The sequence below is a fragment of the Rhodoferax aquaticus genome (assembly GCF_006974105.1).
GTDB classification, from domain to species: Bacteria; Pseudomonadota; Gammaproteobacteria; order Burkholderiales; family Burkholderiaceae_C; genus Allorhodoferax; species Allorhodoferax aquaticus_A.
On the sequence record NZ_CP036282.1, the window covers coordinates 34,043 to 59,789 of the forward strand.

The window sequence follows — 25,747 nt, forward strand, 5'->3', positions numbered from 1 at the left end:
GCGCAGCGTTGCAACGATGGTGACACGGTAACCGGGTCAGCGTGGCTAGACTGTCAAATAGTTAACATTTAAGGGTATTCACCGGGACTAAATGGATGCATAGCTCGAAACCTAGCTACGACTCTGTATGGAGTGCCAACCCGTGGTTTGCTGCCCTGCCTGCCGCAGAGAAAAAGGCGCTGATGGGCAGCACCAGCCTTGCGCAGTTAAAGGCGGGTGACGTCCTGCTGCGCAAGGGCACGGTGGGTGGCGGCTTTTATGGCGTGCTCAGCGGCAGGCTCAAAGTGTCATCCGTGGGGGAGGACGGGCGCGAGGCGGTGCTGTCAGTCTTGGAGCCAGGCACCTGGTTTGGCGAGACCGCGCTGCTCGACGGATTGCCGCGCACGCATGATGTCAGCGCGCTAGCGGCGTGCGAGTTGTTGGCGGTCAGTGCCGGGGCGTTTGCGCGCTTGATGGGGCGCAGCCCTTTCGCCCGTGCCATTGCCTTGCAGCTTGCCACGCGCAACCGGGCTTTGTATGGCTTGGTGGAAGACGCGATGCTGCGCTCTACCGCCACGCGCATTGCCAGGCGTTTGCTGGTGCTGGCACGCGGCGACGCGAGCATGTTGCCGCAAGCCCGCAGCTCGCTGACAGTTTCGCAGGAGGCGCTGTCGCTATTGCTGGGCCTGACCCGTCAGACGCTCTCTAAGGAACTAAAGCAACTGGAGCGCGAGGGCGTGTTGAGCTTGGGCTATGGGCGCATTGAGATCGTCTCCCTGCCCGCGCTGGAAGCGCGTTGCGCTTTGGCTTAATTGGCGGCATAAACACTGCTTATGGTGTGGCAAGGCGCAGCAGCCCATGGCACACTGGTGCGTGATTCCATGATTGGCAAGGAGTAAAGCATGGCGAAAGTTGAGCTGCAGGTTCTGAAGTCCGGCATTACCCGCGCGGCGGTCACCGACCCCAAACACCTGTGTGCCACTTTGGCCAAACAACATGGCGTTAGCACGTCCACCATGGCCAAGTACTTGCGCGTGCTCACGGCCGAGGGCTGGCTGGTGCGTGAGGGCACCTCGCGCCCCGCTTACCAGCCCGGTGTGTTGCGCGATGTGAGCCGCAGCTATGCGCTAGAGGGCCTGGACGAGCAAACGCCCTGGGAGCGTGACTTTGCCCCCTGCTTCAATTTGCCACCCAACATCATGCGCTTGGCCCACCATGCGTTTACCGAGATGTTGAACAACGCGGTGGACCACAGCGGCGGTACACGTGCCTCGGTCTCCATGCGGCAAAACCGCACCCATTTGCACATGCTCTTGCGCGATGACGGGTGTGGCGTGTTCAACCGCATCCGCACGGCCTTCCAAATTGACAGCCCTGAGGTCGCTTTGCTGGAGCTCAGCAAAGGCAAGCTCACCACGCAGCCCGAGTTCCATACCGGGCGCGGCTTGTTCTTTACCTCGCGCTTGTTTGATGTGTTTGACCTGTACGCCAACGGCCTGACCTACCAGCGCAACCAGTGGCAACGCGGTGGCTGGCTCAAGGCCAACCCGGCGCATTCCACTGGCACGGCCATCTTCATGTCCATCGCCCTGAACTCCCCCCGCACGCTGGATGAGGTGTTTGCAGCGCACGCCAAGGGGGAGGGTGATCTCACGTTTTCGCGCACCGAGATTGCCATGCGCTTGGCGCACAGCGCGGGTGAGGCCTTGGAGTCGCGCAGCCAAGCCAAGCGCATCGCCGCGCGGCTAGAAGCCTTCGACACCGTGGACCTGGACTTTGAAGGCGTGGACGCCATTGGTCAGGCATTTGCGGACGAGTTGTTTCGCGTGTTTGGCAACCGCCACCCCCACATCCGTTTGCAGCCCCGCAATATGAACGCGCGCATCTCGGCCATGGTGGCGCAGGCTGGCGTCGTCTAGCCTCTCGCTAAACCGATCTTGGGACAGGGCAGGGCACAGAAGTCCTTGTCACTGTTCAGATTTTCAGCAGCCCGGTAAAATACGCACCCTTCTGCTCAGGCGCACAGGGCGGGCGCCTTACGACTTTCTGCCCCCTTCCACGGATCACTATGCTTTACCCACAGAATTTTGACGTCATCGTTGTCGGTGGTGGCCATGCCGGTACCGAAGCCGCATTGGCGTCCGCACGCATGGGGTGCAAAACACTGCTGCTCACACACAACATCGAGACCTTGGGCCAGATGAGCTGCAACCCGTCGATTGGCGGCATTGGCAAAGGGCACTTGGTCAAAGAGGTGGACGCGCTCGGTGGTGCCATGGCCTTGGCCACGGACGAGGGCGGCATCCAGTTCCGTATTTTGAATTCGAGCAAAGGCCCGGCCGTGCGGGCCACCCGCGCGCAGGCAGACCGGGTGCTGTACAAGGCGGCCATTCGCCGCATGTTGGAGAACCAGCCAAACCTCTGGCTGTTCCAGCAAGCGGTGGACGACCTGATGGTCGAGGGCGACCGCGTGGTCGGTGCCGTCACCCAAGTAGGCATCCGTTTTCGCGCCCAAGCGGTGGTGCTTACCGCCGGTACCTTCTTGGACGGCAAGATCCACGTGGGCTTGAACAACTACTCCGCGGGCCGTGCGGGCGATCCACCCGCAGTGAGTTTGAGTGCGCGCTTGAAAGAGCTGAAGCTGCCGCAAGGCCGCCTGAAAACAGGCACCCCTCCGCGCATTGATGGGCGCAGCATTGACTTCAGCAAGTGCCAAGAACAACCTGGGGACGGCATGGAAGGTGGCATGGGCGCGGCCATGCCGGTGTTCAGCTTTATGGGCAAGGCAGAGATGCACCCGCAGCAAATGCCCTGCTGGATTACCCACACCAACCAGCGCACGCACGACATCATCCGCAGTGGCTTTGACCGCAGCCCCATGTTCACCGGCAAGATTGAGGGCGTGGGCCCACGCTACTGCCCGAGTGTGGAAGACAAGATTGGGCGCTTTGCCGACAAAGAAAGCCACCAGATTTTTCTGGAACCCGAAGGCCTGACCACGCACGAGTATTACCCCAACGGCATCTCCACCAGCTTGCCGTTTGATATCCAGTACGACTTGGTGCGCAGCATGGCGGGCTTGGAGAACGCGCACATCTTGCGCCCTGGCTACGCCATTGAATACGACTACTTTGATCCGCAGCAGCTCAAGAGCTCGTTCGAGACCAAGGCTATTCAAGGTCTGTTTTTTGCCGGGCAGATCAACGGCACGACCGGGTATGAGGAGGCTGCGGCGCAAGGCTTGTTTGCTGGCATCAATGCGGCGCTGCAAGCCGGAGCCAAGACGGCCTGGACGCAAGAGACCTGGGTGCCCGCGCGTGATGAGGCCTACTTGGGTGTGCTGGTGGACGACCTGATTACCAAGGGTGTGTCTGAGCCCTACCGCATGTTCACCAGCCGCGCGGAGTTCCGCTTGCAGTTGCGAGAAGACAATGCCGACGCCCGCCTGACCGAAACAGGCCGCAAGTTGGGCTTGGTGGACGACGCACGGTGGGAGGCTTTCAGCCGCAAGCGCGACGCTGTTTCACGTGAAACAGAGCGCCTGCGCTCGATCTGGGTGAGCCCCAAAAACCTGGCTGCTGCGGAGTCTGAGCGCGTGCTGGGCAAGGCTATTGAACACGAATACAACCTGGCTGACCTGCTGCGCCGCCCCAATGTGAGCTACGGCGATTTGCTTTCTTTGGATGGTGGCCGCTATGCCAACGCAGAGCTAGCCACGCCGCAGGGCCAAGTGCCCACGCCTTTTGTGGCGACCGTGGTGGAGCAGGTGGAAATTGCTGCCAAGTATTCCGGCTACATCGACCGCCAGCGCGACGAGGTGCAGCGTGCATCGCACTACGAAAACCTGCGGCTGCCTGCCGAGTTGGACTATATGCAAGTGACCGCTTTGAGCATTGAAGCGCGCCAAAGTTTGAACAAGGTGCGACCAGAGACGCTGGGCCAAGCCTCACGCATGTCGGCTATCACGCCCGCCAGCATCTCCTTGTTGATGATTCACCTGAAGAAGGGCGGCTTCAAAGAGTTTGCCAACGTGCCACGCACGGCGACCCCTGAGGTGGTGAGCTGATGCGGCCGTTGGAACAGGGTTTGCGCCAGGGCTTGGACGCGCTGGCGCTGGGGCTGACAGATGCGCAAGTAGGGCAGTTGCTGGACTACTGCGACCTGATCCAAAAGTGGACCAAAGTCTATAACCTGACGGCGGTGCGCGATCCGGCCGAAATGTTGACCCACCATTTGCTGGACAGTTTGGCGGTGATTGGCCCACTGCGTGCGCAGATTGCCGCCCTCCCGTTGCCCGCTCATGCTGTCTGCCGTTTGCTGGACGTAGGTTCAGGTGCTGGTCTGCCCGGTGCGGTGATCGCCATCTGCTGCCCTGAGGTACGTGTGGATTGCGTGGACACGGTGGCCAAGAAGGCCGCATTTATCCAGCAGGTGGCGGTTACTTTGCGCCTGCCCAATCTGCGTGGCGTGCATGCCCGGGTCGAAAACCTGAGGGACAAGTACCAAGTGATCAGCTCGCGCGCGTTTGCATCTTTGCTGGATTTCACCAATTGGTCGCGGGCGGCCATGGGTGAGGGCTCTGTTTGGATGGGTATGAAGGGCAAGCATCCTGCGGAAGAGCTTCAGGTTTTGCCTGCCGATGTGCAAGTGTTTCACGTGGAACAACTCACGGTGCCCGGCTTAGATGCCGAGCGCTGCATCATCTGGATGCGCCTGGCGACTGCCTAGTACGGCCTTGGAATGAGGGTGGTGGCCAAAGGCGGCGCGGCCAGGCTGCTATCTTGTTGGGCGGGTAAGTGGCTGCAGATGGCTTGCCAAAAACCTAACGTAAACTCAGGTTTCCAAAAACACCGCTGCCAAAGGACTCCACATGCTCGGCGTAACAGACTACGGCACCTTCGTTGCCTCCATCATTGTTTTCTTGCTGATCCCTGGACCAGGCAATTTGGCCCTCATCACCTCCACAGCCAAGGGTGGCATTCGCGGTGGTTTGGGTGCCACGATGGGCGTGATTTTTGGGGACCAGGTCTTGATGTGGATGGCGGTAGGCGGCGTGGCTGCTTTGCTGGCAGCCTATCCCCAAGCCTTTCACTTTGTGCAGTATGCGGGCGCGGCTTATCTTGCTTGGTTGGGCGGCAAGATGCTGCTGGCCAAGCCTGGCGCGGCGCCGGTGCTCAACATCACGGCGGGCCACTACGTCCGCCAAGCCCTGATGATCACCTTGCTCAACCCCAAGGCCGTGGTGTTCTACATGGCGTTCTTCCCCGCATTTGTGGACCCCGCCCATCACCAAGGGCTGATAACTTTTGGATTCATGGCCATCACCATTGCGGTGCTCACCTTTGCTTACGGCTTGACCTCAGTGCTGCTGACTTACTTTTTGGCAGAGCGCATGCGCGCCAACCCCACGATCAGCCGTGCGCTGGAAAAAGTGGCGGGTTTGTTTTTGGTGGGCTTCGGGGTCAAGCTGGCACTGTCACGCTAGCCCTGGCTTGCATCCCCAGACTTTTGTTTCACGTGAAACGCAGTTCGTCACTTTCGGTTCTTTGATTTTTCATTCTTGCGGGGAGGGTATTCATGGCCAAAATTTTCTGCATTGCCAACCAAAAAGGCGGAGTCGGCAAAACCACCACCACGGTGAACTTGGCCGCAGGGCTGGCCAAAATTGGGCAACGCGTATTGATGATCGACCTAGACCCGCAAGGCAATGCCACCATGGGCTCGGGGGTGGACAAGCGCCAGTTGGAACTCAGCATTTACGACGTGCTGCTGGAGTCCGCCTCGGTGGCAGAGGCGCGCGTGCAAAGCGACAAGCTCAAAGAGGGCGGTTGCAGCTACGACATCTTGGGTGCCAACCGCGAGCTGGCAGGCGCCGAGGTGGAGCTGGTGGAAGTGGAGCGCCGCGAAAAGCGCCTCAAGCTTGCCTTGGCACAGGTGGACGCCGAGTACGACTTCGTGCTCATTGACTGCCCGCCGTCTCTGTCCATGCTCACGCTCAACGGCCTGTGCTGCGCGCACGGTGTGATCGTGCCCATGCAGTGCGAGTACTTTGCCTTGGAGGGCCTGACCGATTTGGTGAACACCATCAAGCAAGTCAAAGCCAACTTGAACGACGACCTGCAAATCATCGGCTTGCTGCGTGTGATGTTTGACCCCCGCATTACCCTGCAGCAGCAGGTGAGTGAACAGCTCAAAGCGCACTTTGGCGACAAGGTGTTTGAAACCGTGATTCCCCGCAATGTGCGCTTGGCCGAGGCCCCCAGTTACGGCGTGCCCGGCGTGGTGTTTGACCCCGCCTCCAAGGGCGCGCAAGCCTTTGTGGGCTTTGCGGAAGAGATGGTGGCCCGGGTTACGGCCATGAAGGTCTAAATTGGGCACAAATTGGCCTCTGGCGCACATGTGGTGTGCGCAAGCAGCTATTAGTTTCGTAGCATTTTCATGACTGATTCAAACCCCACCCCCGTGCTCGTATTGCCTGGCTGGCAAAACTCTGGCCCCACCCACTGGCAGTCGCGCTGGGAGGCGCTATACGGCTACAGCCGCGTGGACCAGCACGACTGGATGCGCCCGCTGCGCGGTGACTGGCAAATCCAACTGGAAGAGGCACTGCTCGCCCAAGCGCGCCCCTGCGTGCTGGCAGCCCACAGCTTGGGCTGCATGTTGGTGGCGGCCTGGGCCTCGCACTCGCGCAACACGCATCTGGTGCAAGGCGCTTTGCTGGTGGCCCCCGGCGACCCGGAGCGCGAAGCATTGCGCCCCGTGCTCAAGAGCTGGGCGCCTGTGACCATGCAAACCTTGCCGTTCAAGACCGTGCTCTTGGGCAGCCACGACGACCCCTATTGCAGCTTGGAGCGCGCCCAGCGCTTTGCCCACGCCTGGGGTTCCGAGTTTGTCGACTACGGCGCGCGCGGCCACATCAACGCCGACTCCGGCTTGGGCGACTGGCCAGAAGGCCACGCCCTGCTGCAGTCACTGCGCTAACACACAGAATTCTGAGAAGGAAAACAACCATGGTTACCAAAAAGCCCAAAGGCTTGGGGATGGGTTTAGAAGCTTTGCTAGGCCCCAAAGTCAAAGACCGCACGCCGCTGGAAGCGCAGGCCAACGAGCCCGGCCAGCCCAGCAGCTTGCACCTGGAAGACATGGTGGCCGGCATGTACCAGCCGCGCACCCACATGGACGAGGGTGCCCTGTACGAACTGGCGGAGAGCATCAAAGCCCAAGGCATCATGCAGCCGATCTTGGTGCGCCAGCTCAAAGACGGCGCCAACCAAGGCAAGTACGAAATCATTGCGGGCGAGCGCCGTTTCCGGGCCGCCAAAATTGCTGGCTTGGCTAGCGTGCCCGTGCTGGTGCGCGACGTGCCCAACGAGGCCGCCGCCGCCATGGCGCTCATTGAAAACATCCAGCGTGAAGACCTCAACCCGCTGGAAGAAGCCCAAGGTCTGCAGCGCCTCATCAAAGAATTTGGCCTGACGCACGAAACTGCGGCCCAAGCGGTCGGGCGCTCCCGCAGCGCGGCCAGCAACTTGCTGCGCTTGCTCAACTTGGCTGATCCGGTGCAAACCATGCTCATGGCCGGTGACTTGGACATGGGCCACGCTCGCGCCTTGCTGGCGCTGGACCGCGCCACCCAAATCACAGCGGCCTCGCAAATTGCGGCCAAAAAAATGTCGGTGCGCGAGGCAGAAGGCTTGGTCAAAAAGCTCAGCGCCGAGTTCACGCTGACCAGCAGCAAGCCCAAGAAAGAAAAGTCGCGCGACCTCAAACGCGTGGAAGAAGAGCTGTCCGACCTGCTCACTGCCCAAGTCGAAGTGCACATCAAAAAGCGCGTCAAGCGGGCAGGGCGCATGGAAGAAATGGGCGAGGTCGTCATCCAGTTCGGCTCCATGGACGAGCTCAATGGCCTGATCGAGCGGCTGTCCCCAGGCGCTAGCCGCTAGCCCCTGCACACCCCATGGCTGCACCCTCCAAACTGCGAGCCTTGACAACGTGGCCCTTGCCCGCCATCGCCAGCTGGGCCTTGGCATGGGCGGTGTTTCGCACCAGTTTAGGTTTGGCGTGGGCCCCCGTGCTGGCGCTGGGGCTTGCCACGGCGGTGGGTGTCGTTCTCACGGCGTGGGGCCAAACCTGGTGGCGCAGGGCCTTGATTGCGCTGGGCTTCCCCCTGTCTTTCGCGCTCAGCCATGCGTCGCTGGCCGCCAGTGCCTTGCCCGCTTGGGCTTGGTTGATTCCGCTGGCGCTCTTGCTCTTGGTCTACCCCTTGAACGCATGGCGTGATGCGCCCTTGTTTCCCACCCCCTTGGACGCCTTGCTGGAGCTACCCACAAACGCGCCCTTGGCAGATGGTGCCAAAGTCTTAGACGCTGGCTGTGGCTTGGGCCATGGCCTGCAGGCCCTGCGTGCGGCCTACCCCGGCGCGCAGCTGCACGGTCTAGAGTGGAGCTGGCCGCTGCGCCTGCTCTGCGCCTGGCGTTGCCCATGGGCCCGGGTGCGCCGTGGCGACATCTGGGCGCAAGACTGGTCGGGCTATGACATGGTCTATCTGTTTCAGCGCCCCGAGAGCATGCCGCGCGCAGCGGCCAAGGCCATGCAAGAGCTGCGCCCCGGTGCGTGGCTGGTGAGTTTGGAATTTGAAGCCCGCAGCCTGCAAGCTGTGGCCAGTTACCGCGCGCCTGGTGGCAGAATGGTGTGGCTCTACAGGGCACCGCTCACCCCCTTGCCATAGCACGCGCCCCCGCATTTTTTGTTAGGAGACCCCGCATGTCCACACCGTCACTCTCCCTGATGAACCCGCAAGGCGACGATGCGCAGGCCCACCAGGTCATCTTGTTCGCGGTGGCCACCATGGCCGAGCTGCGCGACTCCGACACCGAAAGCCACCTGATCCGCGTGCAGCACTATGTACGCACCCTGGCCCAGAGCCTGCAAAGCCACCCCACCTTTGCCGCCGTGCTCACCCCGGCCTATATCGACACCCTGTGCGCCTGCGTGCCCGTGTACGACCTGGGCACCATGTCCGTGCCCGACCGCATCTTGCTCAAGCCCGGGCGCTTGAGCAGCGAAGAGCTCTCCATCATGCGCACCCACACCACCAATGGCCATGCGGCCTTGGTGCGCGCGGAGGCCAGCTTGGGCCGCAGCTCCCCCTTGCTCACCGTGGCCAAGCAGCTGACCCTGTCCCACCACGAAAAGTGGGACGGCACGGGCTACCCCCAAGGCTTGGCCGACACGCAAATTCCGCTGGCGGCCCGCATCGTGGCGGTGGCCGATGTGTACGACGCGCTGATCAGCCACAAGGTCTACAAAGACGGCATTGCCCATGCCCAAGCGGTGCAGGTCATTGTGGGAGAGCGTGGCAAACACTTTGACCCCGACTTGGTGGACGCGTTTGCCAAAGTGGCCGACGAATTTGCCGCCATTGCCGCCCGCTTTGCCGACACCGATGCTGACATGCAGCAAAAAATCGAGTACCTGGCCAACGCCATTGCCGAAACCGCTGAGCTGTAGTTTGTGAAGCCTGCGACCTAGCGGCTACAGGCCTCCAAACAAATCGTGCGCATCCAAAATCGCATAGGCAATCTCGGGCCTACTCTCTAGGCTGCGGCGAATCGCAGCCGGAATCGCTTGGCGCGTTTTGCGGCACAAGCCCGGTTGCTCTTGCAGCTTGATGGCAATGCCGCGCACCGTGCGCACCTCGTTTGGGCTAGGCGCAATATGCAACACAATGCCCAGCTGCGCGTGCATGCGCTGCTCCATCGCCTTCAAATCGTCCAAGCTGCTCAGCGCCTCTAGGCGGGCAACGAGCCGTTTTTCTTCATCCTTGGTGAGCTTGAGAATGCGCACATCCCCCTGCGGGTCGCGCAGCAAAGCCTCACGCCCACAGTCGCACGCCCCAGGCGGGCACTCCTTGCGAATCGGAATCGTGGCGTTCATGCGGTAGGTGGGCGAGGGGACAACAGGCCAGAAGGCGAGCCGAGCAGTTTACGTCAACGTGTGTTTGGCATGCTTTGGCCTATGGAAACTACTTCGCATAGTCGGGCTACCCCGTAAAAATACCTACGTCAAACTGTTTGATATCTTGTAAATATATTTATACAATGCAGGCACCGTATTCACTACCAAGGAAAGCAAGCCATGAGCAATCCCCGCTGGAAGGGCGTATTCCCCGCCGTTACCACCAAGTTCCACGCTGACGAGAGCATTGACGCTGAGGGCACCGCCCGGCACATTGATTTTCAAATCCGCAACGGCATCCACGGGCTTGTGACCTGTGGCTCGCTGGGCGAAGCCAGTACCTTGACCTTGGAAGAAAAACTGCAGGTAGCCGAAATCGCTATCAAGGCCAGCGCAGGGCGCGTGCCCGTCTTGGCCAATGTGTCCGAAACCAGCACACGTGAAGCGCTGCGCTACATCAAAGGCGGCAACGCGCTGGGGGTAGACGGCTACATGGTGATGCCTTCCGTCATCTACGTGGCCGATGCGCGCGAAGCCATGCTCAACGTGCGCACCATGGCCGAGGCCGCGCAAAAGCCCATCATGGTTTACAACAACCCTGTGGCCTACCGCGTGGACCTCAAGCCCGAGCACATGGCCGAGCTGGCTGACTGCGAGTGGATTGTGGCCATCAAGGAAAGCACCGACAACATCCGCCGCATCACCGACCTGCGCAACCTGCTGGGCGACCGTTACCAACTCTTCTTGGGCGTGGACGATCTGGCTTACGAAGGCTTGGCCCTGGGCTGCGACGGCCTGCTGGCGGGCGTGGGCTGCACCTTCCCGCGTGAAAACGTGGCCCTGTATGACCTCATGAAGGCAGGCAACTTTGCCGAAGCCTTGAAGCTGTACCAATGGATGACGCCCATGCTGCATTTGGACGTGTCCACCAAGCTGGTGCAGAACTTGAAACTGATTGACGTTGTCGCTGGGGTGAGCACCGAACACATGCGCCGCCCCCGTTTGCCACTGGTAGGCGCAGAGCGCCAAGCGGTGATCGACATAGTCGAAAAAGCACTGGCTACACGACCCAAGCAATACCAGTCGGTCATGTAAGCAGCCGCACCCCCATCCACACCATCACAACAACGAGGAGACACACCATGACATTCAAACTCATCCCCCTGGTCGCCGCACTGGGCTTAGGCTTGGCCGCGCATGCGCAAGAGCAGGTCGTCAAAATCGGCCAAACGGGCCCACTCTCAGGCCCCAATGCCTTTGCCGGCAAAGACAACGAAAACGGCACCCGCTTAGCCATTGAAGAACTCAACGCCAAGAAGATCACCGTGGGTGGCAAAACACTCAAGTTTGAGCTGCAGTCTGAAGACGACCAGTGCGACCCCAAGGCAGGCGTGAGCGTGGCGCAAAAGCTGGTGGACGATGGCGTGAAGTACGTCATGGGCCCTTATTGCTCGGGCGTGGCCATTCCTGCCTCGCGCATTTACGCTGATGGCGGAGCCATGCTGTCTACCGTGGGCACCAACCCCAAGGTGACGGAGGGCGGGTTTAAAAACCTGTACCGCATCATTGCGGGCGACAACCAAATTGGTTCCAGCATGGCCATTTACGCGGCCAAGGTCTTAAAGGCCAAGAACGCAGCGGTGATCGACGACCGCACGGCCTTTGGCCAAGGTGTGGCTGCAGAATTCATGAAAGAAGCCAAAACCCAGGGCATCACCATCTTGGGCCAGGAGTACACCACCGACAAAGCCACCGACTTCTCCGCCATCCTGACCAACATCAAGGCCAAAAAGCCTGACGTCATCTTCTTCGGTGGCTACGCACCCCAAGCCGCCCCGATGGCGCGCCAAATGAAGCAATTGGCCGTGACTGCCAAGATGCTGGGTGGCGACACCTTGTGCAGCCCCGAAGTGGGCAAGCTCGGCGGCGATGCGGTCAATGAAGTGGTGTACTGCGCGCAAGGCGGCTCCATGCTGGACAAAACCTCCGACGGCCCCGCCTTCAAAGCCAAGTTCAAAAAGCGCTTTAACGTAGACGCTGACGCCTACGCAGCTTCGTTCTACGACCAAATGCTGCTAATCGGCACCTCCATGCAAAAAGCCCAATCCATTGACCCCAACAAGGTCAGCGCTGAAATCCTCAAAGGCAGCTACAAAGGCGTGGCAGGCACCTACGCCTATGACGACAAAGGCAATATGAAGCAAGCGCCTATCACCGTGTACACCTTCAAGAACGCTGCGCCAACACCCTTGGCAAGCTATTGATGGACAGGGCCAGCCCACAAGGCTGGCCCCACAATGCCGGCTGGCATTGCACAACCCCAGACCCAACAACACCCATGAAACGCATCCACATCATTGACTCCCACACAGGCGGCGAACCTACACGCGTGGTGACCGCAGGCTTTCCAGACCTGGGCCGTGGCAGCATGGCCGAGCGCCTGCAGACCCTGGCCACCCACCATGACCATTGGCGTGCCGCCACGGTCCTGGAGCCGCGTGGCAGTGACGTGATTGTGGGTGCCTTGCTCTGCGCGCCGGTGGACCCCACCGCAGCCGCAGGCGTTATCTTTTTCAACAACACCGGCTACCTAGGCATGTGTGGCCACGGCACCATTGGCTTGGTGGCCACACTGGCCTATATGGGCCGCATTCAGCCCGGCGTGCACACCATAGAAACCCCGGTGGGCCATGTGCAAGCCACCTTGCACCCTGACCGCAGCGTGAGCGTGCGCAACGTGCCTGCATGGCGCTACGCCACCCAAGTCGCCGTAGATGTGCCCGGCTATGGCGTGGCCCATGGCGACATTGCCTACGGCGGCAACTGGTTCTTCTTGATGAGCGACCATGGCCAGCGCGTAGCCAGCGACAACCTAGACGCGCTGATGGACTACAGCTGCGCCGTAAGCGACGCACTGGCGGCCCAAGGCATCACCGGGGCCGAAGGCGCGGTGATTGACCATATCGAACTCTTTGGCGCTGCAGGCCAGGGCCTGAACGGCCAAGCCCATGCGGACAGCCGCAACTATGTGCTGTGCCCCGGCAAAGCCTACGACCGCTCGCCCTGCGGCACCGGTACCAGCGCCAAGCTCGCCTGCTTGGCCGCAGACGGCAAGCTCGTTCCCGGCGCTCTGTGGCGGCAAGAAAGCATCATTGGCAGCCAGTTTGAAGCGAGCTACGAGCCTGTGGGCGACAAAATCATCCCCACCCTGCGCGGGCGCGCCCACATGAGTGCAGAGACCACCTTGCTCATAGATGCCGACGACCCCTACGCGTGGGGGATTCGTCTTTGAGCAAAGACGCAGACGTCATCGTCATCGGTGCGGGCATTGTGGGCGCCGCATGCGCCCACGCCTTAGCGCAAGCCGGCCAGCGCGTGCTGGTGCTGGACGACCACCGGGGCGGCGCGACCGCCGCAGGCATGGGCCACTTGGTGGTGATGGATGACAACCCGGCCGAGCTGGCACTCAGCCACCACTCGCTAGAGCAATGGCGCGGCTGGGTGCCCCACATGCCTGCCGACTGCGCCTGGAGCGCCTGCGGCACCTTGTGGCTGGCCGCCAATGCGCCAGAGATGGATGCTGCGCTTGAAAAGCAAGCGCGCCTGCAAGCCTATGGCGTGGCCGCCGAGATGGTGAGCGCCAGCGCACTGCAAGCGCTGGAGCCCGTATTGCGCAAAGACCTCACCGGCGCGCTCAAGGTTCCCGGGGACGGACTGGTCTACGCCCCCAACGCGGCCCAATGGCTGCTAAACCAGTACCCCCAAGCGATTCAGGTGCGGCAAGTGGCTGCGGTGGATGTTGAAGAGCCCCGCGTGCGTCTGAGCACAGGCGAGTGGCTCAAGGCCGATGCCGTGGTCCTGGCCAGCGGCATTTACGCCACCCAAATCTGCCCTGAGTTGCCCATACGTCCCAAAAAAGGCCAGTTGCTCATCACCGACCGCTACCCCGGCACCGTGCACCACCAGTTGGTAGAGCTGGGCTATGTCACCAGCGCCCACCATGCGCAAGGGCCGTCGGTGGCCTTTAACGTGCAACCCCGTCCCACAGGGCAATTGCTCATAGGCTCGTCCCGCCAGTTTGACGACACCTCGGTCGACCTAGACCCGCACATGCTGGCCCGCATGTTGCAACGCGCGCAGCACTACCTGCCTGGCATTGGCGACCTGAACGCCATCCGCTGCTGGACCGGCCTGCGCGCCGCCACGCCTGACAGCCTGCCCATTCTGGGCGCGCACCCGCAGCGCCCGCATCTGTGGCTGGCGGTGGGCCACGAAGGCCTGGGCATCACCACGGCACCGGGCAGCGCGCAGATACTGGCCGCGCTGATGACCGGCGCCACGCCGCCCTTGGACCCCGCGCCCTACAGCGCCACCCGATTTGCCGAGTTGTCATGAGTACGCAGACCCCAACCCATACCTTGACCGTGAACGGCCAGACCATCGCCGTGGCCCACGGCACCACAGTTGCCGCAGCGCTTGCCATCGCTGGCAACGGGGTCAGCCGTATCAGCGTCAGCGGACAAGCGCGTGCGCCTGTGTGCGGCATGGGCGTGTGCCAAGAGTGCCGCGTGTGGGTCAACGGCCAGCGTCGTTTGGGTTGCCAAACCCTGTGCGCGGCCGGCATGGAGGTGGTGAGCACCCACAACACCGCGCTGGGTCAAATGCTATGAATGCCGCTTTGCAAAACCAAGCGCCTGTGGCGTGCGACGTGCTCATCATCGGGGCTGGCCCCGCGGGCATGGCGGCCGCACTGGCTGCCGCGCCCAGCGGCGCGCGCATCACCCTGGTGGACGACAACCCCACTCCCGGCGGCCAAATTTGGCGCGATGGGGCTCAGGCGAAGCTTCCCGCATCTGCCCGCAAATACCGCGTGGACCTCGCCAAACACGCCAACATCACGGTGCTCAGCGGCACCCGCGTGGCGGCGGTGCTGGGGCCCAAGCAGCTGCTGCTGGAGAACACAGAGCAGGGCAGTGTCATCACTTACCAAACCGCGATCGTGTGCACCGGCGCGCGCGAGTTGCTGCTCCCGTTTCCCGGCTGGACGCTGCCTGGCGTCACCGGGGCAGGGGGCTTGCAAGCGCTCATCAAAGGCGGCATGCCCGTGGCGGGGCAGCGCATTGTGGTGGCGGGCAGCGGCCCCTTGTTGCTGGCGGCAGCCGCTACGGCGCGCGCCGCCGGGGCCACCGTGGTGCGCATTGCCGAGCAAGCGCCCTGGGCCCAGGTCATGGCATTTGGAGCAGGCTTGGTGCGCTGGCCGGGCAAGATTGCCCAGGCTGCCACGCTGGCCTCACCCCACTACCGGGCCAACAGTTTTGTGCGAGCAGTGCAGGGCGATAACCGTGTGGAAAGCGTTAGCCTGCAAGTAGGCACTCACAACGCGCAGATTGCCTGCGACCGCGTGGCTTGCGGGTTTGGCCTGGTGCCCAACACCCAGCTCGCCCAAGCGCTGGGCCTGGCCTTGGATGCGCAGCACGGCATTGCGGTGGATGCCTACCAAGCCAGCAGCGTGCCCGATCACTTTGCGGCAGGGGAGTGCACCGGCTTTGGTGGCAGCGAGCGGGCCTTGGTGCAAGGCGCCATTGCCGGGTTGGCTGCCGTGCGCGAGGCCGACCGCGCCCAAGCCCTGTGGCCCCAAGCCGCGCGCTGGAACCGCTTTGCCAGCCACCTCGCCACCCACTTTGCCCTGCGCCCTGAGCTCAGCACCTTGGCCCAAGACGACACCATTGTTTGTCGCTGCGAAGATGTGCGCATGGGCCAGTTGCAGGGCATGGGCCATTGGGTGGAGGCCAAGCTGCAAACCCGTTGTGGCATGGGGGCTTGCCAGGGCCGCGTGTGCGGGGCCGCGCTGCAGCACCTCAAGGGCTGGCAACAGCCCGCGCCGCGCATGCCGATGGTGCCCACGCGCATCCAAACCTTGGCCCAAATTGGACCCATGGAGTTGCCCTAGTCGCGCCATAATCCAATCCAAAGACACGCTCCATACGCCTAGCGCATGGGGCACCCACGGAAAAATTTTCACCCCCACGCTATGCCTATCGCCCGTTCTCCCGTCAAACAGCGCGCCGCAGATGTGGCCTATGACGCGATTGAGGGACTGATATCGACCCTGCGCTTGGAACCCGGCAGCCCCGTGGTCGAGGCCGAGTTGGTGGCCTTGACCCAAATGGGCCGCACCCCTGTGCGCGAGGCACTGTTGCGCATGGTGTCCATTGGCCTGATCACCCAACAACCCCGCCGGGGCTTGTTGGTGTCTCACATCGATTTGGCTGACCACTTGGATGTAATCCAAACCCGCCGCGTGTTGGAGCGCTTGATTGCAGGCTGCGCCGCCCGCCGGGCCACCGCGCCCCAGCGCCAAGAAATTTTGCGCCGCGCCGAACGCATGGTGGAAGCCGCCGCCAGTGGCAACCTAGACGCCTACATGCTGGCCGACCATGAGCTAGACCTCATCAACCACCAAGCCAGCCAAAATTTTTCTGCCGTGCAGTGCGTGCAGCCCCTGATCGTGAAGTGCCGCCGCTTTTGGTACGCCTACCAACACGAGGGCGAGATTGCCGAAGGCGCGCGCCACCACTTGGCCCTGGCCCGTGGCATTGCCACCGCCGACGAAGAGGTGGCCATGCACGGCGCAGACCAGCTCATGGACTACTTGGAGCGCTTTGCCCGTGTGGTCATCAACAACTAGCACCGCATAGCGCCTGTTTCACGCATCGATTTCTGAAGACAAACCACCACAAGGCCCCCTTATGACCACCCCTCTATCCCAGCTCAAAGACCCCAGCCTGCTCAAAACCGACGCCCTGATCGGCGGCCAATGGGTGGCAGGCGGCAGCCGTTTTGACGTGCTCGACCCCGCCACCGGCCACAAACTGGCCGACGTAGCCAACCTCACCGCCGCAGACGCTGAAGCCACCATTGCCGCAGCCAATGCCGCCTGGCCCGCATGGCGCAGCAAAACAGCCAAAGAGCGCAGCATCATCTTGCGCAAGTGGTTTGACCTGTTGATGGCCAACCAAGACGACTTGGCCCGCATCATGACCGCCGAGCAAGGCAAGCCCTTCCCCGAAGCCAAGGGTGAAATCGCCTATGGCGCGAGCTTTGTGGAGTGGTTTGCCGAAGAAGCCAAGCGCGTCAACGGCGAGACCTTGCCCCAGTTCGACAACAACCGCCGCCTCATGGTCATCAAGCAGCCCATCGGCGTGTGCGCGGCCATTACGCCATGGAACTTCCCGCTGGCCATGATCACCCGCAAGGTGGCCCCCGCGTTGGCGGCGGGTTGCACCGTGCTCATCAAGCCCGCTGAACTCACCCCCTTGACCGCCTTGGCCGCGGCTGAGTTGGCCATTCGCGCAGGCATGCCCGCCGGTGTGCTCAACATGATTACGGCGGACGGTGACAACTCCATCGCGGTGGGCAAGGTCATCTGCGCCAGCGACGTGGTGCGCCACATCAGCTTCACCGGCTCCACCGAAGTGGGCCGCATCTTGATGGCGCAAAGCGCGCCCACGGTCAAGAAAATGTCGCTCGAGTTGGGTGGCAATGCGCCATTCATCGTGTTTGACGATGCCGATGTGGACTCCGCTGTAGAAGGCGCCATGCTCAGCAAGTACCGCAACGCGGGCCAAACCTGCGTGTGCGCCAACCGCTTTTATGTGCAGGCCGGTGTGTACGACCAGTTCGTGGCCAAGTTCGCGGCCAAGGTCAAAGCGCTCAAAGTGGGCAATGGCTTTGACGACGGCGTGGCGCAAGGCCCGCTGATCGAAGACGCCGCTATCGACAAGGTCAGCCGCCATGTGGCTGACGCGCTGGCCAAAGGTGGTGAACTCTTGGCCGGTGGCCACAAGCTGCAAGGACAGTTCTTCGAGCCCACCGTGGTGGCCAACGCCACGGCCGACATGCTGTGCGCCAAAGAAGAAACCTTTGGCCCCTTTGCCCCCGTGTTCAAGTTCACCACCGAGCAAGAAGCCATTGATGCAGCCAACAACACCGAGTTCGGCTTGGCCAGCTACTTCTACAGCCGCGACATTGGCCGCATCTACCGCGTGGGCGAAGCGCTGGAATACGGCATGGTAGGCATCAACGTAGGCATCTTGGCCACCGAGCACGTGCCCTTTGGCGGTGTCAAACAATCCGGCCTAGGCCGCGAAGGGTCACACCACGGCATGGACGACTACGTCGAAATCAAATACCTGTGCATTGGCGACATCTTGAAGTAAGCATTTAGAGCCATATCGGGCCCTTGCGCCCATGGAATAAGCGCATGATGCTACATTTTGTGTAGCATCATGCGCCAAACACCTGCATTCCCTGTTCTGTCCCCACGTCGAGGCGCTCAAGCACTAGCTGAAGTGCCTCGACCACGGTAGGATGGCGACTCTGAGTCGTGAGGAATGCATGCAGCACTTGTACCGCTGGTTTATAGGCATGGTGTGTGGGCTGAGTGGCACCTTGGCAGCTGCTGCTGCGCCCACTGAAATTACCCTGGTGCGGGGGGACGAAGACTACCCGCCGTTTGAAATGGTGGTGGGTCACAAGCTCAGAGGCGTGCACGTCGAAATGGTGGAAGCCGCCGCACGCAGCATGGGCCTGCGTGTGAAGTGGCAAAGCTTGCCCTGGAAGCGGGCGTTGCGCATGGTCGAACTTGGCCAAGTGGATGGAGTGACCTACATAGGCCGCACCCCCGAGCGCGAGGCCTGGGCTATTTTTGACGAAGACAACCAACTCTCCTCGACCGACATTCGCTTCATCGTGCTGCGCGCCAATGCCGCGAACATGCCTTTCGATGGCAACTTAGTGAGTTATTTGGCCAATCGCACGCCCATCGTCGTGCGTGGGTTTCAGTTCGGCATTGCAGACATTGACCGGCGTAAAAAGTTTGAGGCCAACAACATGGCGGATGTGGTGCGCCAGTTGGAGGCCAAAGTGGGGGGTGTGGGGGTGGTGAACTGGAGTGATTTTTCAGGCGCATTTGCGGATAAGCCGGAAATGGAGGCGGTCACTGCGCTCAAGCCAGCCATCACCACCACGTACAACTACATTGCCTTTTCCAAAGCACGTAAGCACGAAGCTTTGGCGCACCAGTTTGGCAATGCCCTCGCAAGCTATAAACGCAGCGCCGCATACACCGAGCTGCTAAGCCGCTACCGCACGGAGCGCTAGGTCAGGGCTAGAAAAAAATCTGCATTACACACTTCTAACTGTGTTGAAATTTGGCAGCAAAACCAAGGAGGGCAGGCTATGAAGGGCATGGTGTTCACTGAATTTTTGGAAATGGTGGAGATGAAGTTTTCCGCTGACATGGTGGATGACATCATTGACGACAGCGCCCCGCCCAGTGGAGGGGCCTACACCGCTGTGGGCACCTATGACCATGTAGAACTGGTCAATATGGTGGTGGCTTTATCCAAGCGATGTGACATCCCTGTGCCCACCTTGGTACAGGTGTTTGGTGAGCACTTGTTTGGGCGCTTCCATACCTTGTACCCCACATTTTTTGCCGGCCAAGCCTCTGTGATGGATTTCTTGGAAGGCATTGAAACGGTGATCCACACCGAGGTGCGCAAGCTCTACCCGGATGCGCAATTGCCCCAGTTTGACTGCACCCGGGATGTGGGTGGTTTACAGATGCGCTACAGCTCGCCACGCCATTTTGGCGATCTGGCCGAAGGATTGATCAAAGGCGCTGTCGCCCATTTTGGGGGAGGCGTTCAAGTGAGTCGCCTTGACCAAGACAATGGCGACATTGTGTTTGACCTGCGCACCTTGGCTTAGCTTCTGTGCCACTGACGCCGCCTGAACAAAGCCCTGAGGAAGCCTTACGCCGCTTGGGCTTGCGTTTGGAGCGGGAGCGGTCCGCGCGCAAACAGGCGGAAGCCTTGCTGGAAGAAAAGAGCCTAGACCTTTACCGAACCAACCAAGCATTGCAGGCCACGGCGCTGGGGCTGGAAGCGCGCGTAGCCGAGCGCACCACAGAGTTGCACAAGGCACTGCAAGCCGCCGAGGCGGCCAACGAAGCCAAAGGTCGGTTTTTGGCCCTCATGAGCCATGAGATACGCACTCCCATGAACGGGGTGCTGGGCTTGTCGGAGCTACTCATAGACACGCCGCTGGACGAGCAGCAAACGCTGTATGTGAAAAATATCTTGGGGGCTGGTACTTCGCTCTTGGCTTTGATCAACGACATCTTGGACTTTTCCAAGATTGAAGCGGGCGAGATGACCTTGGAGTTTTTACCCTTCTGCCCGACCGAGGTGCTGGACGAGGTAGCCAGCCTGCTCACCAACCAAGCCGCCCAAAAAGGGGTCGAGTTGTTGGTGCACCATGGGCCCGATCTCCCAGCCCAATGGCACAGTGACCCCACGCGCCTGCGGCAAGTCTGGTTGAACTTAATCGGCAATGCGCTGAAGTTTACCGGGCAAGGCCGCGTCACCGTTTCCCAGACCGTGGTGCAGGGGCGGCTTCAGTGCCGCGTGCAAGACAGTGGAATCGGCATGTCTGCCAGTACCTTGGCCCAGCTGTTTCAACCTTTTCGCCAAGCCGATAACAGCACCACGCGCAAGTACGGTGGCTCGGGTTTGGGCTTGGTGATATGCAAGGCCTTGGTCGAGAAGCTCGGGGGACAACTTACGGTGACCAGCACGCCCGGCCAAGGTTCACTGTTTGTGTTTGAGTTGCCCATGGTTGAACTAGGCGAGTCACCCAAAGGTATGTGCGCGCTCCCACTGGCCCCAGTACCCCATTCGCCAGGGGCGGACCCTGCTACCGCCCAGACGCAGGCGCAAGACCTTGGCCTCTTGCGCATTGTGGTGGTGGACGACCAGCCCATTAACCGCCTGCTGGCGCGCAGCCAGCTCAGGCAGTTGGGCTGCTCCGTGGTGGCAGAAGCGGCCAATGGTGCGGAAGCTTTGGCGTACTTGCTGGAGCACCCTGTGGATGTGGTGTTGATGGACATGCAAATGCCTGAAATGGATGGCCTAGAGGCCACACGCCAGTTGCGCCGCTTGCCGCTGGCGCTGCAGCCTTTCGTCATTGCCATGACGGCCAATGCCTTTGCCGAAGACCGCGAGGCTTGCTTTGCGGCGGGCATGAACCACTTTGTGAGCAAGCCCGTCAAGCTGGACACCCTGCGTGACGCCTTGGCGCAGGCGCTGGTGCGTTCGGTCTAGCGCGGTCCCTTAGCCCGGGTGACCCCACAGGGCGTGCAGGTCGGCAAAGCGCCATTTGTTAGGGTCTTCGCGGCCTACTATTTTTTCAGTGCCGTCCGCTTGCGACAAATCCACCACCACGGGCGCAATACGGTCTTTAGTGGCCAGCGCAAAAAACACCTTGACTTTGGGCTGTGTGAGCGACTTGCCGCTTTGCTCCACCACCACCCCCAGCCGCTCTGAGCTCAGGCGCACCAAGGACCCCACGGGGTAAATGCCCAAGGTGCGCACAAAGGCTTGGAACACGCGGGGGTCGAAATGGCCCTTGGCCCAGTCGGCCATTTTTTGCAGTGCTTCTGACGGGTCCCACCCCGTTTTGTAGGGGCGGTTAGAGGTGATGGCGTCGTACACATCACACACCGCCCCCATCTTGGCGAAAAGGCTGATCTCGTCGCCCTTGAGGCCATGGGGGTAGCCTGAGCCATCCATCTTCTCGTGGTGGTGCAGGCACACCTCCAGCACCACGGGGTTTGGCTCGCTGCCGGTGCGCAGCATGCGGTGACCCTCGACCGCATGGGTTTTGATCAAGGCGAACTCGGCATCGGTGAGCCCGCCCTTTTTGTTGAGCACCTCTAGGGGAATTGCCATTTTTCCCACGTCATGCAACAGACCCGCCAAGCCTGCGTCACGCGTTTGCTCCACCGTTAGGCCCAGCTGGTGCGAGAGTGACACCATCAGCGCGCACACGGCGACCGAGTGCATATAGGTGTAGTCATCCGTTGTCTTGAGCCGTGCCAAACTGATCAGTGCACTCGGGTTGCGAGTCACCGACAGTGTGATCTCTGACACCAGTTGCGCCGACACCCTCCGGTCAATGCTCTTGCCCATGCGCGCTTCTTGGAACATGGAGATGACCGCCTGCTTGGACTGCGCGCAGATTTTGACGGCACGCTCCATCTCTTGGGCCATAGACACCGTAGCCGTGTCTTCGCCCGCTTCTAGCAGGTCTTGCAAGTGCAGGTGCCGATGCGTGTCAGATTCGCTCTCGCTGATGGCGAGTTCCTCACTTGGCAGGTCTTTGCCCTTGGAGGTATCGATCCACACCTGGCGGATGTTGCTGGCCAAGGTGGTGGCCAGGTCTTTGGGCTCTTGCAGGACAAAGCCGGCCTTCCAAAACGGATGGTCCATCCACGAACCACAAAACTCGTGGATGTACATCCCCAAGCTCAGCTGGTCCACATGAATCTTTTTCAGCATAGGTGCACTCGGTCTACGGCATCGGTGAGAACTGCTCTTGGCGCAATATAGACCGGTTTGCTGTTTTTGGGGCGCTAGTTGCTGGCTTGTGCCACCCGCTTTGGGCGGCCACCGTGCACCACCCACGCCATGCAAGCCAACGCAAGGCCCGCCAGCACGCACAGGTGGGCGCTGACCGCAGCCAAGGGTGCGCCCATTTGGTTGACCTGCAAAGACGCTTGAATGGCAGCCGTGCTGGGGGCCAACCAACGCAACATCTGCAAAGCAGGGGGCAAGGCCTCTGCGGGCCACGAAAACCCCGACAAAAAGGCCAAGGGCAGGGCGCTGAATAACAGCACCTGCAAGGACCGCTCGCGGTCTTTGAACCACAGGCCCAGCAAGCATCCCAGGGCTGCGGCGCAGGGCGCGTACACCAGCAGCAAGGCCAATGCTCCCCCTGGATTGGCACCCCGCGGATAGTCTTGCCACACAAACACCCAGCCAAAGAAGAACAGGCCCGAGCACACCCCAAAGCCAGACAAGCCGAGCCAGCGCCCCAGCCACACCGCTGCGTTGGCGCGGTGTTGCCCTTGCTCCACCCAGGTGCCCACCAACATGGCCACGCCCATCAGCAGCGTCTGCTGGATGATGAGCAGCGCTACGGCAGGTACCACGTAGCTGCCGTAGCCTTCGGTGGGGTTGAACAGCGGCACTAGCTGCGTGCCCAAGGGGCTACGCGAAGCGGCGGCTTGGCGCGCACTTTGGCCAGCGGCTTGCAGCTTCTTGATCTCTATCCCTGCAGACAGCGTGCCCACGGCTTCTGCAAATCCGTAGAGCACAGCCTTGTTGAGCAGCGCATAGGCACCGTTGCCTTCCACACGCACCACCGCAGGCGTGCCGCGCAGCACTTGGCGTTTGAGGTCCGCAGGAATCACGGCAAAGCCCTCGACCTCGCCCCGCCACAAGGCTTCTTGCGCCTCCCGCTCGCTGCCCACCACCAGGCGCACATCGATGCGCGGGTTGGCCGCTGCAAAGCGCGTAATTTGGCGCGACAGGCTGGTGTGGTCCAGGTCCACCACCGCCACGGGCACGCGGGTCACCACCTGGTCGGTGTAGGGCCAGGGGTAAAAAAAGCCATAGATCACCGGGGCCGCTACCAAGAGCAGCAGCACGCCCGTGTCCTTGAACACCGCATGAACGGCTTGCAGCCAGCCTTGCCAAAAGCTGTGGGCCATTTAGCGCTTCCCCCAGCTTGCGGGCTGCAGGGCCGCTTTGCGCAGGGCCAGTGCGGTCGCCGCCAGCAGCAAGACGGTGACCAGCAACATCACCACGGGCGTGCGCAGTGAATAGGCCAGTGGTGCGCCCATTTGCAATTGCTCCATTTGCACGCGGATGTAGTGGGTATAGGGCAGGGCACGGGCCCATGCTTGTGCCCCCCAGGGCATGGCCAAGAGCGGAAAGCCCACGCCACCAAAGGCAAACGCGGGTGCGGTCACAAAGCCGGTAGCCGACAGGGCCGTGCGCAGCGAACGGGTGAGCGCTGCCACCCATGCCCCCAAGGCAATCGACAAAGCCATAAACACCGCAAGTGCCACGCCCGTCCACAGCACCGAGCCCGCCGGGTGCCAGCCGCGCCCCCAGGTCATGCCACACAGTGCGAGCAGTGCCACACCGCCCAAGCCCAGCCAGGGCCACAGCAGCTTGCCCAGCAAGGCACCCGCCACTTGGGGCCACGCGGCGTGCGGGCCCAACCAATCCGCCAGACTGCGGTCGCGCAACTCGCGCCCCACCATCCAGGCCCCTGCGCCCATGGCCAAGATGTGCAGCAGCGCGGGGATGAGCGCGGCGGCTAGAAACTGCTCATAGTCGGTGGACGCGTTGAACAGGGTAATCAGGTCCGCACGCAGCGGCTCCATGGCCACCCGTACGCTGTGTGCGGGCTCACCACGCTTGGTGCGCGCGCTCATTTCGATGCCGGCGGACAGCGTGCCCACGGCACTGCGCACATCGCGTTGGATCAGGCTGGAATGCGTGCCCAACTGCGCGTTGTGCAGCAAGGTGACGGTCGCTGCGCGGCCTTGTTTGAGGTCACGCGCCAAATCGCGCGGGATCAGCACCACGCCGTACACCTGGGCGGTGCGCAGGGCGGCCTCGGCCTCTGCGGTGCTGTTGAACTGCTGCGCCACTTGCAGGCCCGGCGTAGCCGCCAAAAAGCGGGTCAGCTGGCGGGAAATGCTGCTGTGGTCGGCGTCAAGCACGCCAATGGGCAGGGCGCGGGGTTGGCCGGCCGAAAAAATCCACCACACCAAGGCCACGCCCAAGAGCGGTACCCAGCTGATGAAGGCCAAGTCCCACGGGCGGCGTAGCAACAGGGCGCCCTCGCGCCGTGCACTGGCGGCTAAGGCCTGCAGCAAGCCCAAGGGGTTAGCCATGCTGGACGGGCCCAAGCGCTACTGCACCAGCACACTCATGCCCGGGCGAGCGCCCGCAATGGGCGCGGCGGGGCGGGCGCGTACCTCAAAGGTGCGGGCATCAAAGCCTTGGCCGCCACGGGTGGCGCGCCAGGTGGCAAAGTCGGGCAGGGCCGCGCTGTAAAACACCTTGAAACGCACCGGTGCGGCAGCACTGCCCAAGGCGGGCAAGGTCGCATCAAATGCATTGCCAATGGCAAAGCGTTGCAGCTTGTCCTCGCGCACGTTCAGCACCACCCACTGGTCTTTGAGGTCCACCAAGCTGACCACAGCCACGCCTTGTGGCGATATTTCACCCACCTTGGCCAGGACCTTGGCCACCTCGCCGGCCACCGGGCTTTTGAGCTCGGTCTCTGCCTTGGCCGCTTGCACCTCTGCCACCACCCCGGCTACCTGCCGGGCTTGCGCTTGGGCTGCGGCTTTATCCTCGGTGCGCGCGCCGCTGCGGGCCATGTCGTACTGGGCGCGGGCGGCAATTTCGGCATCGCGCGAGGCTTTGAAGTTGGCCTCCGCTTCGTCGCGCTTTTGTGCGGCCAGCAGGCCGTCACGCGCCAAGCCATCCACCCGTTTGAAGGAAATACTCGCCAGCTCGGCGGCGGCTTGTGCGCGTTGCCAGTTCATGCGCGCCATTTCAATCTCTTGCGGGCGCGCGCCTTTTTCCGCCTTGTTGGCTACAGCCTGTGCCGCATCTTGCGCGGCAGTGGCCTGGGCCAGCTTGGCATTGACCTCAGGGCTGTCCATACGGATCAACGCGGCCCCTACCGCCACGGTGTCGCCTTCTTTGACCAAGATCTCGGCAATGCGGCCGGGCACCTTGGCGGCAATATCGGTTTCGCGGGCTTCCATCTGGCCCTGGAATACCTCAGGCGCGGGCTGTCCGGCCTTCCACAGGCCATAGCCCAACAGTCCCACCACCAGCAGGCCTGCGCCGGCGCCTATCAGTCCAGTTTTTTTCAT

The 25,747-nt window shown here is 61.8% G+C and carries 26 protein-coding genes; 21 read left to right on the forward strand and 5 right to left on the reverse strand.

Annotation, left to right across the window (positions count from 1 at the left end):
- Positions 1-95 precede the first annotated feature (95 nt).
- The 10 genes from EXZ61_RS00180 to EXZ61_RS00225 all read left to right on the forward strand — a co-directional run bounded on the left by EXZ61_RS00180 (position 96) and on the right by EXZ61_RS00225 (position 9,489).
- Entirely contained in the window at positions 96-791 is a 696-nt protein-coding gene (locus EXZ61_RS00180; RefSeq protein ID WP_142808166.1) for a Crp/Fnr family transcriptional regulator, read from the forward strand.
- 90 nt (positions 792-881) lie between these two features.
- Positions 882-1,898 carry an STAS-like domain-containing protein gene (locus tag EXZ61_RS00185; RefSeq protein ID WP_142808167.1) on the forward strand — a complete coding sequence of 339 codons (1,017 nt, stop codon included), beginning with the start codon at positions 882-884 and terminating at the stop codon, positions 1,896-1,898.
- 149 nt (positions 1,899-2,047) lie between these two features.
- A complete protein-coding gene (gene mnmG / locus EXZ61_RS00190) occupies positions 2,048-4,045 on the forward strand; it encodes a tRNA uridine-5-carboxymethylaminomethyl(34) synthesis enzyme MnmG (protein WP_142808168.1) in 1,998 nt (665 codons plus the stop codon).
- On the forward strand, positions 4,045-4,707 hold the full coding sequence (gene rsmG / locus EXZ61_RS00195; protein WP_142808169.1) for a 16S rRNA (guanine(527)-N(7))-methyltransferase RsmG: 663 nt from the start codon (positions 4,045-4,047) through the stop codon (positions 4,705-4,707). Before mnmG ends, rsmG begins: the two co-directional genes overlap by 1 nt.
- A gap of 142 nt (positions 4,708-4,849) precedes the next feature.
- Positions 4,850-5,464, forward strand: a complete 615-nt coding sequence (locus EXZ61_RS00200; protein ID WP_142808170.1) for a LysE family transporter — start codon at positions 4,850-4,852, stop codon at positions 5,462-5,464.
- Between the two features lie 92 nt (positions 5,465-5,556).
- Positions 5,557-6,348 (forward strand): ParA family protein, encoded by a 792-nt coding sequence (locus tag EXZ61_RS00205; RefSeq protein WP_142808171.1) that lies wholly within the window; start codon positions 5,557-5,559, stop codon positions 6,346-6,348.
- Positions 6,349-6,417: 69 nt separating this feature from the next.
- Positions 6,418-6,960, forward strand: a complete 543-nt coding sequence (locus EXZ61_RS00210; RefSeq protein WP_142808172.1) for an RBBP9/YdeN family alpha/beta hydrolase — start codon at positions 6,418-6,420, stop codon at positions 6,958-6,960.
- Positions 6,961-6,989: 29 nt separating this feature from the next.
- On the forward strand, positions 6,990-7,922 hold the full coding sequence (locus EXZ61_RS00215; RefSeq protein ID WP_142808173.1) for a ParB/RepB/Spo0J family partition protein: 933 nt from the start codon (positions 6,990-6,992) through the stop codon (positions 7,920-7,922).
- Positions 7,923-7,936: 14 nt separating this feature from the next.
- Positions 7,937-8,707: a class I SAM-dependent methyltransferase gene (locus EXZ61_RS00220; protein WP_142808174.1), complete on the forward strand. Its 771-nt coding sequence runs from the start codon at positions 7,937-7,939 to the stop codon at positions 8,705-8,707.
- 35 nt (positions 8,708-8,742) lie between these two features.
- A complete protein-coding gene (locus EXZ61_RS00225) occupies positions 8,743-9,489 on the forward strand; it encodes an HD-GYP domain-containing protein (RefSeq protein WP_142808175.1) in 747 nt (248 codons plus the stop codon).
- Positions 9,490-9,513: 24 nt separating this feature from the next.
- Here the strand turns inward: EXZ61_RS00225 and EXZ61_RS00230 are convergent, their stop codons facing one another.
- Entirely contained in the window at positions 9,514-9,915 is a 402-nt protein-coding gene (locus EXZ61_RS00230; RefSeq protein WP_142808176.1) for a hypothetical protein, read from the reverse strand.
- Between the two features lie 201 nt (positions 9,916-10,116).
- Between EXZ61_RS00230 and EXZ61_RS00235 the strand changes: the two genes are divergently transcribed.
- The 11 genes from EXZ61_RS00235 (at position 10,117) to EXZ61_RS00285 (ending at position 21,104) form a co-directional block, all read left to right on the forward strand.
- On the forward strand, positions 10,117-11,031 hold the full coding sequence (locus EXZ61_RS00235) for a dihydrodipicolinate synthase family protein (RefSeq protein ID WP_142808177.1): 915 nt from the start codon (positions 10,117-10,119) through the stop codon (positions 11,029-11,031).
- A 47-nt stretch (positions 11,032-11,078) separates the two neighbouring features.
- Positions 11,079-12,200, forward strand: coding sequence for a branched-chain amino acid ABC transporter substrate-binding protein (locus EXZ61_RS00240; RefSeq protein ID WP_142808178.1), 1,122 nt, complete (start codon positions 11,079-11,081; stop codon positions 12,198-12,200).
- 74 nt (positions 12,201-12,274) lie between these two features.
- Entirely contained in the window at positions 12,275-13,228 is a 954-nt protein-coding gene (locus EXZ61_RS00245) for a 4-hydroxyproline epimerase (protein WP_142808179.1), read from the forward strand.
- On the forward strand, positions 13,225-14,331 hold the full coding sequence (locus EXZ61_RS00250) for an NAD(P)/FAD-dependent oxidoreductase (protein ID WP_142808180.1): 1,107 nt from the start codon (positions 13,225-13,227) through the stop codon (positions 14,329-14,331). Before EXZ61_RS00245 ends, EXZ61_RS00250 begins: the two co-directional genes overlap by 4 nt.
- On the forward strand, positions 14,328-14,606 hold the full coding sequence (locus EXZ61_RS00255) for a (2Fe-2S)-binding protein (protein WP_142808181.1): 279 nt from the start codon (positions 14,328-14,330) through the stop codon (positions 14,604-14,606). Before EXZ61_RS00250 ends, EXZ61_RS00255 begins: the two co-directional genes overlap by 4 nt.
- The gene (locus tag EXZ61_RS00260; protein WP_142808182.1) at positions 14,603-15,886 is read left to right on the forward strand and encodes an FAD-dependent oxidoreductase; all 1,284 of its coding nucleotides are present in this window, start codon (positions 14,603-14,605) and stop codon (positions 15,884-15,886) included. The genes EXZ61_RS00255 and EXZ61_RS00260 overlap by 4 nt, the downstream gene beginning before the upstream one ends.
- An 81-nt stretch (positions 15,887-15,967) precedes the next feature.
- Positions 15,968-16,624 carry a GntR family transcriptional regulator gene (locus EXZ61_RS00265; protein ID WP_142808183.1) on the forward strand — a complete coding sequence of 219 codons (657 nt, stop codon included), beginning with the start codon at positions 15,968-15,970 and terminating at the stop codon, positions 16,622-16,624.
- 61 nt (positions 16,625-16,685) lie between these two features.
- Complete coding sequence (locus EXZ61_RS00270) at positions 16,686-18,155, forward strand: NAD-dependent succinate-semialdehyde dehydrogenase (protein WP_142808184.1); 1,470 nt, start codon at positions 16,686-16,688, stop codon at positions 18,153-18,155.
- A 178-nt stretch (positions 18,156-18,333) separates the two neighbouring features.
- The gene (locus EXZ61_RS00275; protein ID WP_168224647.1) at positions 18,334-19,098 is read left to right on the forward strand and encodes a substrate-binding periplasmic protein; all 765 of its coding nucleotides are present in this window, start codon (positions 18,334-18,336) and stop codon (positions 19,096-19,098) included.
- Between the two features lie 78 nt (positions 19,099-19,176).
- Positions 19,177-19,710: a heme NO-binding domain-containing protein gene (locus EXZ61_RS00280; protein WP_142808186.1), complete on the forward strand. Its 534-nt coding sequence runs from the start codon at positions 19,177-19,179 to the stop codon at positions 19,708-19,710.
- A 5-nt stretch (positions 19,711-19,715) separates the two neighbouring features.
- The gene (locus EXZ61_RS00285) at positions 19,716-21,104 is read left to right on the forward strand and encodes a response regulator (RefSeq protein WP_142808187.1); all 1,389 of its coding nucleotides are present in this window, start codon (positions 19,716-19,718) and stop codon (positions 21,102-21,104) included.
- Between the two features lie 9 nt (positions 21,105-21,113).
- Here the strand turns inward: EXZ61_RS00285 and EXZ61_RS00290 are convergent, their stop codons facing one another.
- From EXZ61_RS00290 to EXZ61_RS00305, 4 genes are all read right to left on the reverse strand, one after another.
- Positions 21,114-22,340, reverse strand: a complete 1,227-nt coding sequence (locus EXZ61_RS00290) for a cyclic di-GMP phosphodiesterase (protein ID WP_142808188.1) — start codon at positions 22,338-22,340, stop codon at positions 21,114-21,116.
- A gap of 74 nt (positions 22,341-22,414) precedes the next feature.
- Positions 22,415-23,554, reverse strand: a complete 1,140-nt coding sequence (locus EXZ61_RS00295) for an ABC transporter permease (RefSeq protein WP_142808189.1) — start codon at positions 23,552-23,554, stop codon at positions 22,415-22,417.
- Positions 23,555-24,751 (reverse strand): ABC transporter permease, encoded by a 1,197-nt coding sequence (locus tag EXZ61_RS00300; protein ID WP_142808190.1) that lies wholly within the window; start codon positions 24,749-24,751, stop codon positions 23,555-23,557.
- An 18-nt stretch (positions 24,752-24,769) separates the two neighbouring features.
- The gene (locus EXZ61_RS00305) at positions 24,770-25,747 is read right to left on the reverse strand and encodes an HlyD family secretion protein (protein ID WP_142808191.1); all 978 of its coding nucleotides are present in this window, start codon (positions 25,745-25,747) and stop codon (positions 24,770-24,772) included.